Raw genomic sequence first — 8285 nt, forward strand, 5'->3', positions numbered from 1 at the left:
AAACCCCACCCCCCCCCCCCCCCCCCCCCCCCCCCCCCCCCCCCCCCCCCACAGGGGGTTTGGGGTGTTGCTTAAAGTGGAGCAATGCCCTCGACAATGACGATCTCCGCCCTCGCCCATTCCTCGCGATAACTTTTCGCCTCCTGATACGCCGCCGAGTGGTAGCACGCCAGCGCCTGCTCGTAGCTCTCGAACTCGATCACCACGCTACGCTGAGGAGTAGCCCTGCCCTCCAGCGCTTCGCTGCGTCCGCCCCGGGCCAGAAATTTCGCGCCGAACGCGGCGAAGGCCGCCGGTGCGCGCTGGGTGTATTGGCTGTAGTGCTCGGCATCGTCGACATCCACGTGGGCAATCCAGTACGCCTTCATAGTGACCTCTTTGTTGATTTTGTATTATGGTATACCAATATATTTCCAACAAACCCTGAGAGTCCAGCATGGCCTTCAACAGCATCGAAGAAATCCTCGAAGATTATCGCCTCGGCAAAATGGTCCTGCTGGTCGATGACGAAGATCGGGAAAACGAAGGCGACCTGCTGCTGGCCGCCGACTGCTGCACACCCGAGGCGATCAGCTTCATGGCGCGTGAGGCGCGCGGGCTGATTTGCCTGACGCTGACCGACGACCACTGCCAGCGCCTGGGCCTTGAGCAAATGGTGCCGAGCAACGGCAGCGTGTTCAGCACCGCGTTTACCGTGTCGATTGAAGCGGCAGTCGGCGTCACCACCGGCATCTCTGCGGCTGACCGCGCGCGAACTGTCGCTGCCGCGGTGGCGAAAGACGCCCGTGCTGAAGACCTGGTGCAACCCGGGCACATCTTCCCGCTGCGCGCCAAGGAAGGCGGCGTGCTGACCCGCGCCGGCCACACCGAGGCCGGATGCGATCTGGCGCGCCTCGCCGGTTTCACCCCGGCCTCGGTGATCGTCGAGGTGATGAACGATGACGGCACCATGGCCCGCCGCCCGGATCTGGAAGTATTCGCCCGTAAGCACGGGATCAGGATCGGCACCATCGCTGACTTGATCCACTACCGTCTGAGCACCGAGCACACCATTGAGCGCATCGGCGAACGCGAGCTGCCGACGGTGCACGGCACGTTCCGCCTGATCACCTTTGAGGACCGCATCGAGGGCGGCGTGCACATGGCGATGGTCATGGGCAATCTGCGTCGCGAAGAGCCGACGCTGGTGCGCGTGCATGTGATCGATCCGCTGCGTGATCTGGTCGGCGCCGAATACAGCGGGCCGAGCAACTGGACGCTGTGGGCGGCGCTGCAACGGGTCGCGGCGGAAGGTCATGGCGTCGTGGTGGTGCTGGCCAATCATGAATCGTCCCAGGCATTGCTTGAGCGCGTACCACAATTGACCCAGCCGCCGCGACAGTTCAGTCGTTCGCAATCGCGGATTTACTCCGAGGTCGGTACCGGGGCGCAGATTCTGCAGAACCTTGGGGTGGGCAAGCTGCGGCATCTGGGGCCGCCGCTGAAGTATGCGGGGCTGACCGGGTATGACCTGGAGGTGGTCGAGAGTATCCCCTTCAGCGAATAACTCCACAGAACACCACGTTCCCCTGTGGGAGGGGGCTTGCTCCCGAAGGCGCCGTATCAGTCGACATCAATGTTGAATGACCCAACGCATTCGCGAGCAAGCCCGCTCCCACAAGGGGTTTTGCGTTTCAGCCTCATTTCCTCGAACGACAAAAAATGGCTCCGCCAGATAACCGGTAAGGCAAAGTGCTTGCACAAAGTTTGGAATACCATAATATGATGTTCCATAGACCGAACGACCTGAAAAACCGTCCGGCTACTGCTCCCGACAGGCGGGCAACAACGCAAGCCCGCTCAAAAACACAACAATGAGGGCGTGAAAATGGTGTTGAACAAAGCTGCAACCGCAATCCTTTTTGCGGGACTGCTGAGCGTGACCGGCCAGGCTGCAATGGCCGCCGAAAGCGTGAACTTCGTCAGCTGGGGCGGTAGCACCCAGGATGCGCAGAAACAGGCCTGGGCCGATCCGTTCAGCAAGGCCAGTGGCATCACCGTGGTGCAGGACGGCCCAACCGACTACGGCAAACTCAAAGCCATGGTCGAGAGCGGCAACGTGCAGTGGGACGTGGTCGATGTCGAAGCCGATTTCGCCCTGCGCGCCGCGGCCGAAGGCCTGCTCGAACCTCTCGACTTCAAAGTCATTCAGCGCGACAAGATCGACCCGCGTTTCGTCAGCGATTACGGCGTCGGCTCGTTCTTCTTCTCCTTCGTCCTCGGCTACAACGAAGGCAAGCTCGGCGCGGCCAAGCCGCAAGACTGGACCGCCCTGTTCGACACCAAGACCTACCCCGGCAAACGCGCCCTGTACAAATGGCCAAGCCCCGGCGTGCTCGAACTGGCGCTGCTGGCCGACGGCGTGCCGGCCGACAAGCTCTACCCGCTGGACCTTGATCGCGCCTTCAAGAAACTCGACACCATCAAGAAAGACATCGTCTGGTGGGGCGGCGGCGCGCAGTCGCAGCAACTGCTGGCCTCCGGTGAAGCGAGCATGGGCCAGTTCTGGAACGGCCGGATTCACGCCCTGCAGGAAGACGGCGCACCCGTCGGCGTGAGCTGGAAACAGAACCTGGTCATGGCCGACATTCTGGTGATTCCGAAAGGCTCAAAAAACAAGGACGCGGCGATGAAGTTCCTGGCCAACGCCAGCAGTGCCAAAGGCCAGGCCGACTTCTCCAACCTGACCGCCTACGCCCCGGTCAACGTCGACAGCGTGGCGCGCCTGGACTCGGTGCTGGCCCCGAACCTGCCGACTGCCTACGCTAAGGATCAGATCACTCTTGATTTCGCGTACTGGGCCAAGAACGGTCAAGCCATCGCGACACGGTGGAACGAATGGCTGGTCAAATGAAAATGGCGGCCACCGCGTCCCGTCCCTCCACTGCCACCGGGAGCGCCACGAGCGCTGCCGGTCCGGCCACAGGCAAGGCGAGTGCAATGGCGCAAGCCCCGTCCCTCAGACAACGCTGGCGCGGCGCCGGCAACCTCGTCCCGGCACTGCTGTTCCTCGGCCTGTTCTTTCTCGCGCCGTTGATTGGCCTGCTGTTGCGCGGCGTGCTGGAACCGACCCCGGGCCTTGGCAACTATGAACAACTGTTCGCCAACTCGGCGTATGCACGGGTGCTGCTCAACACCTTTTCGGTGGCCGGACTGGTAACGATTTTCAGCCTGTTGCTGGGCTTTCCGCTGGCCTGGGCGATCACCCTGGTACCGCGCGGCTGGGGCCGCTGGATTCTCAACATCGTGCTGCTGTCGATGTGGACCAGCCTGCTCGCCCGCACCTATTCGTGGCTGGTGCTGCTGCAAGCCTCGGGCGTGATCAACAAGGCGCTGATGGCGCTGGGGATCATCGATCAGCCGCTGGAAATGGTGCACAACCTGACCGGCGTGGTGATCGGCATGAGCTACATCATGATCCCGTTCATCGTCCTGCCGTTGCAGGCGACCATGCAGGCCATCGACCCGATGATTCTGCAGGCCGGCTCGATCTGCGGCGCCAGTCCGTGGACCAACTTCTTCCGGGTGTTCCTGCCGCTGTGCCGGCCAGGTCTGGCGTCCGGCGGGTTGATGGTGTTCGTGATGTCGCTCGGGTACTACGTCACCCCGGCGCTGCTGGGTGGGGCGCAGAACATGATGCTGCCGGAGTTCATCATTCAGCAGGTGCAATCGTTCCTCAACTGGGGCCTGGCCAGTGCCGGCGCAGCATTGCTGATCGCGATCACCCTGGTGCTGTTCTACTTCTACCTGAAGCTTCAGCCGGAATCCCCGGTTGGCGCCAGCAACGCGAGGTAAGCCGAGATGCTCCTGACTCCCAATGCCATGAGCCGCCGGATGCGTTTCGGGCTCTACGCCACCACCGGACTGATCGGCCTGTTCCTGCTGCTGCCGATCGTGTTCATCGTTCTGCTGTCGTTCGGCTCGTCGCAGTGGCTGGTGTTCCCGCCGCCGGGCTGGACGCTGAAATGGTACGGCCAGTTCTTCTCCAACGCCGACTGGATGAACGCCGCCGCGGCCAGCCTCAAGGTTGCCGTGCTGACCACGATCTGCGCCGTGGCCCTCGGTCTGCCAACCGCGTTTGCGTTGGTGCGCGGGCGTTTTCCCGGTCGGGAAATGCTCTACGGCCTGTTCACCCTGCCGATGATCGTGCCGCTGGTGATCATCGCGGTGGCGGTGTACGCGCTGTTTCTCAAGCTCGGTTACACCGGGACCCTGTTCGCCTTCGTCGTCAGCCATGTGATCGTCGCGCTGCCGTTCACCATCATCTCGATCATCAACTCGCTGAAGCTGTTCGATCAGTCGATTGAAGACGCAGCGGTGATCTGCGGCGCCTCACGCTTGCAAGCGGTGTTCAAGGTGACCTTTCCGGCGATCCGCCCGGGCATGGTCGCCGGCGCCCTCTTCGCCTTTCTGGTTTCGTGGGACGAAGTGGTGCTCAGCGTGATGATGGCCAGCCCGACCCTGCAAACCCTTCCCGTGAAAATGTGGACCACCCTGCGCCAGGACCTGACCCCGGTGATCGCCGTCGCTTCGACGCTGCTGATCGGCCTGTCGGTGTTGGTCATGGTGATCGCCGCCGCGCTGCGCCGGCGCAACGAAATCAGCGCCTGAGCGCCCAGGAGTACGACATGAGTGCCGTGATCAAAGACGCATCCCAGCAGAACGACAAACCCCTGGTCAGCCTGCGCAATCTGAACAAGCACTACGGCGACTTTGCCGCCGTCGACAACATCTCGCTGGACATCAAGGACGGCGAGTTCCTGACCTTCCTCGGCTCCAGCGGCTCGGGCAAAAGCACCACGCTGTCGATGCTCGCCGGCTTCGAAACCCCGAGCAGCGGCGAGATCCTGGTCAACGGTCAGTCGCTGGTCAATGTGCCGCCGCACAAACGCGACATCGGCATGGTGTTCCAGCGTTATTCGCTGTTCCCGCATCTGTCGGTGCGCGACAACATCGCCTTCCCGCTGGCGATTCGCAAACTCGCTGCCGCCGAACGTGACAAGCGTGTCGATGCGATGCTGAAACTGGTGCAGCTCGAACAGTTCGCCCATCGCCGCCCTTCGCAGTTGTCTGGCGGACAACAGCAACGCGTCGCCATCGCCCGGGCGCTGGTCTACGAGCCACGGATTCTGCTGATGGACGAACCGCTCGGCGCGCTGGATAAAAAACTGCGTGAAGACTTGCAGGATGAACTGCGCCAGCTGCATCGGCGCCTGGGCATCACCATCGTCTACGTCACCCACGATCAGGAAGAGGCCATGCGCCTGTCGCAGCGCATCGCGATTTTCAGTCACGGCAAGATTGTTGGTTTGGGCAGCGGTTATGACCTGTATCAGAACCCGCCGAATGCGTTTGTCGCGTCGTTCCTCGGCAACTCGAACTTCCTCAAGCTCAAGGCCCAAGGCAATGCGGCGGCGAGTTTTGAGGGGCAGACGTTGTCGATTCGCCTGACTGCCGGCTTGCACACCGAGCAGGATGTGCTGCTGATGGTGCGGCCGGAAAAAGCTGTGGCGCTGAGCGTGCAGCAGGCGAGCGAGGAGCCGCTGGCAGCGGGTTGGAATGAGGTGTCGGCCAAGGTCGTGGAGGTGCTGTTTCTTGGTGAAAGCCAGACCTGCAGCGTGGTGACGTCGGGCGGTACTTCGATGACGGTTAAAGCGCTGTCGGCGGCGGGCATGCCGCTCAAGGCTGGCGATCCGGTGCGGGTGCGCTGGGCTACCGCGGACGCCTGCGTCTACACCGAATGGACCGACAGCGACCTCAACAAAGCCGCCGGGGCCCACTGAGGATCTCGGTAACCCCGCAAATCCCCTTGTGGGAGCGGGCTTGCTAGCGAAGGCGGTGTGTCAGTCACTGTTTATGTTGAATGACACACCGCCTTCGCGAGCAAGCCCGCTCCCACAGTTTTTTTGTGGCGCTCAGCTAATCGGTGCAAATCCTTCAATCTGATCCGGCCACGCCGTCAGGATTTCAAAACCTGTCTCCGTCACCGCGACCATATGCTCCCACTGCGCCGACAGCGAGCCATCCTTGGTCAGCACCGTCCAGCCGTCCGGCATGTTCTTCACATGGCGCTTGCCGGCATTGAGCATGGGTTCGACGGTGAAGATCATCCCCGCCTTGAGCTTCATGCCCTGATTGGGAAAACCGTAATGCAGGATCTGCGGCTCATCGTGATACACCTTGCCAATGCCATGCCCGCAATACTCGCGCACCACGCTGAAACCTTCGCTCTCCGCCAGGCTCTGGATCGCATGACCGATGTCGCCCAGTGTCGCGCCCGGACGCACCATGCGAATGCCCGCACACATCGCGTCGTAGGTGGTTTTGATCAGGTGTTGTGCTTCAGGCGTCGCCTCGCCGACCACGTACATGCGGCTGGTGTCGCCGAACCAGCCATCCTTGATTACCGCGATGTCGAGGTTGACGATGTCGCCATCCTTCAGCGGCGTGCCCGACGGGATGCCGTGGCACACCACATCGTTGACCGAGGCGCAGACGGTTTTCGGGAAGCCGTGATAACCGACGTTTGCCGGAATCGCTTTCTGCACGTTGACGATGTAGTCGTTGCACAACCGATCCAGCTCATCGGTAGTCACCCCGGCCTTGACGTGCGGCACCAGCATCGCCAGTACGTCGGCGGCCAGCTTGCCGGCAGCACGGGACTGGACGATTTCGGCGGGTGTATTGATCTTGATCTGGTTTCTCATGCGCTGACGGCTTCCTGAGTCAGTTGATGCAGATCCAGCCCGCCGTTCTGTTCGGCGCGGATCAGCAAGCGGCAAATGGCGCTGTGGTCGAGGTTGGGGTGCAGCTCGGCGAGCATGCCGATGCGCATCCAGTGCTCGGCCTGCGCGTTGATCGAGCGGCTGAGCGCGTTGCTGGAGATGCGCAGGTTCTCGTGCATGTCTTCTGAAATCTTTACGATGCCCATATCCGAATCCGATACGAAGTGTATATGGATCGCATATTAGCCAGACGACGCCTACGATTGCAAACCTTGCGTAGGGATTGCCAAATCGCGGGCAAAAAAAAGCTGCCCAAAGAGGCAGCAAAAACTTTAAGAACACGCGATGTATTGGGGTCAGGATAGTCGCCGGATAATGACAGTGTCATGACAGCCGATAATTCACTGAACCGCCCCTGCCCCGTCATCAGGATGTCATCAACCGCACCGCAGAATCCTCGCAAACCGTCTTGAGCCTTCGACGGATGCTTTGCAGGGATTCCCATGAAAGAAGACGCCTCGCTGTTTGCCGCCATCGACCTGGGTTCGAATGCGTTTCGGATGATGATCGGCCAGTCGGTTCGCAGTCGAAAAGGCTTCATGATTCAGGAAGTCAAAACCCTGCGTGAACCGGTGCGGTTGGCCGAGGGCTTCGACGGCGGTGCACTGGACGAAATGGCGCTGGATCGTGGCTGGCAGGCGCTGGCGCGGTTCGGCAAGAAACTGCGCGGGTTCGAGGCCGGCAAGGTGCGGGCAGTGGCGACCAGCGCGGTGCGCGAGGCCGACAATGCGCAGTTGTTTCTGCACAGTGCCGAGCGCCATCTGGGTTTTCGCATCGACGTCATTTCCGGCCATGAAGAGGCGCGACTGGTCTATGCCGGCGTCGCCCATACCCTGCCGGGCGCTGAAGACATGCGCCTGGTAGTCGACATCGGCGGTGGTTCCACCGAGCTGATTCTCGGCCAAGGTTCGCAGCCGCTGCTCACCGAAAGCATCGCCATCGGCAGCGGCACTCTGGGCGCACGCTATTTCCCTGACGGACGCATTGCGCCCGGTGCACTGCAGGAAGCCGAGCGTGTGGCGATCATGCAATTCGAGAAAGTCGCCCGCCGCTATCGCGCACAGGGCTGGCAGCAGACCATTGGCTCGTCGGGCACGGCGCGGATGCTGGCGAAGGTGCTCAAGGCTAATCGCTTGAATGACTTCGGTCAGGATGGCATCACCTATGGTGGGTTGTTGCGCCTGTCGCTGTTGCTGCTGAAGGTGAAGAACGTTCAGCAATTGAAGCTGGCAGGTTTGCAGCCGCATCGCCAGAGCATTTTGCCCGGCGGATTGGTGCTGATGCTGGCGGCGTTCAAAGTGTTTGGCATTTCGCAGATGGTGCCGTCGGAACCGGGGCTGCGCCTCGGTGTGTTGCACGGTTTGATGAGCCGGCACTGACACCCTGCACACTCCCGTGTGGGGGGGGGGGGGGGGGGGGGGGGGGGGGGGGGGGGGGGGGGGGGGTGTGTTTTTTTTGTTT

The 8285-nt window shown here is 61.8% G+C and carries 9 protein-coding genes; 6 read left to right on the forward strand and 3 right to left on the reverse strand.

Features of this window, described 5'->3' with window-relative positions; genetic code table 11:
- Positions 1 to 71: 71 nt before the first annotated feature.
- Positions 72 to 368: a DUF1330 domain-containing protein gene (locus tag NTD85_RS09745; RefSeq protein ID WP_262142035.1), complete on the reverse strand. Its 297-nt coding sequence runs from the start codon at positions 366 to 368 to the stop codon at positions 72 to 74.
- A 68-nt stretch (positions 369 to 436) separates the two neighbouring features.
- Between NTD85_RS09745 and ribBA the strand changes: the two genes are divergently transcribed.
- The 5 genes from ribBA (at position 437) to NTD85_RS09770 (ending at position 5822) form a co-directional block, all read left to right on the forward strand.
- On the forward strand, positions 437 to 1546 hold the full coding sequence (ribBA, locus tag NTD85_RS09750) for a bifunctional 3,4-dihydroxy-2-butanone-4-phosphate synthase/GTP cyclohydrolase II (protein ID WP_262142036.1): 1110 nt from the start codon (positions 437 to 439) through the stop codon (positions 1544 to 1546).
- 321 nt (positions 1547 to 1867) lie between these two features.
- Positions 1868 to 2893, forward strand: a complete 1026-nt coding sequence (locus NTD85_RS09755) for an ABC transporter substrate-binding protein (RefSeq protein WP_003225720.1) — start codon at positions 1868 to 1870, stop codon at positions 2891 to 2893.
- Complete coding sequence (locus NTD85_RS09760) at positions 2890 to 3834, forward strand: ABC transporter permease (protein WP_003225721.1); 945 nt, start codon at positions 2890 to 2892, stop codon at positions 3832 to 3834. The genes NTD85_RS09755 and NTD85_RS09760 overlap by 4 nt, the downstream gene beginning before the upstream one ends.
- 6 nt (positions 3835 to 3840) lie before the next feature.
- Positions 3841 to 4650 (forward strand): ABC transporter permease, encoded by an 810-nt coding sequence (locus tag NTD85_RS09765; protein WP_003225722.1) that lies wholly within the window; start codon positions 3841 to 3843, stop codon positions 4648 to 4650.
- A gap of 17 nt (positions 4651 to 4667) precedes the next feature.
- Positions 4668 to 5822, forward strand: coding sequence for an ABC transporter ATP-binding protein (locus NTD85_RS09770; protein ID WP_201137385.1), 1155 nt, complete (start codon positions 4668 to 4670; stop codon positions 5820 to 5822).
- Between the two features lie 132 nt (positions 5823 to 5954).
- Here NTD85_RS09770 and map read toward each other — a convergent pair whose 3' ends face one another.
- On the reverse strand, positions 5955 to 6746 hold the full coding sequence (gene map, locus NTD85_RS09775; RefSeq protein WP_262142037.1) for a type I methionyl aminopeptidase: 792 nt from the start codon (positions 6744 to 6746) through the stop codon (positions 5955 to 5957).
- Positions 6743 to 6970, reverse strand: coding sequence for a ParD-like family protein (locus tag NTD85_RS09780; RefSeq protein ID WP_003225727.1), 228 nt, complete (start codon positions 6968 to 6970; stop codon positions 6743 to 6745). The genes map and NTD85_RS09780 overlap by 4 nt, the downstream gene beginning before the upstream one ends.
- Positions 6971 to 7267: 297 nt before the next feature.
- On the opposite strand from NTD85_RS09780, the gene NTD85_RS09785 reads away from it, so the two are divergent.
- Entirely contained in the window at positions 7268 to 8203 is a 936-nt protein-coding gene (locus tag NTD85_RS09785; RefSeq protein ID WP_201137384.1) for a Ppx/GppA family phosphatase, read from the forward strand.
- Positions 8204 to 8285 lie beyond the last annotated feature (82 nt).

It is taken from the genome of Pseudomonas sp. 13B_3.2_Bac1 (genome assembly GCF_025466205.1).
GTDB lineage: Bacteria > Pseudomonadota > Gammaproteobacteria > Pseudomonadales > Pseudomonadaceae > Aquipseudomonas > Aquipseudomonas fluorescens_H.

What these genes read in the sequence shown, in the direction of transcription:
- NTD85_RS09745 (WP_262142035.1), bottom strand. Translation starts at nt 368, where the DNA reads ATGAAGGCGTACTGGATTGCCCACGTGGATGTCGACGATGCCGAGCAC.
- map (WP_262142037.1), bottom strand. Translation starts at nt 6,746, where the DNA reads ATGAGAAACCAGATCAAGATCAATACACCCGCCGAAATCGTCCAGTCC.
- NTD85_RS09770 (WP_201137385.1), top strand. Translation starts at nt 4,668, where the DNA reads ATGAGTGCCGTGATCAAAGACGCATCCCAGCAGAACGACAAACCCCTG.
- ribBA (WP_262142036.1), top strand. Translation starts at nt 437, where the DNA reads ATGGCCTTCAACAGCATCGAAGAAATCCTCGAAGATTATCGCCTCGGC.
- NTD85_RS09785 (WP_201137384.1), top strand. Translation starts at nt 7,268, where the DNA reads ATGAAAGAAGACGCCTCGCTGTTTGCCGCCATCGACCTGGGTTCGAAT.
- NTD85_RS09755 (WP_003225720.1), top strand. Translation starts at nt 1,868, where the DNA reads ATGGTGTTGAACAAAGCTGCAACCGCAATCCTTTTTGCGGGACTGCTG.
- NTD85_RS09780 (WP_003225727.1), bottom strand. Translation starts at nt 6,970, where the DNA reads ATGGGCATCGTAAAGATTTCAGAAGACATGCACGAGAACCTGCGCATC.
- NTD85_RS09760 (WP_003225721.1), top strand. Translation starts at nt 2,890, where the DNA reads ATGAAAATGGCGGCCACCGCGTCCCGTCCCTCCACTGCCACCGGGAGC.
- NTD85_RS09765 (WP_003225722.1), top strand. Translation starts at nt 3,841, where the DNA reads ATGCTCCTGACTCCCAATGCCATGAGCCGCCGGATGCGTTTCGGGCTC.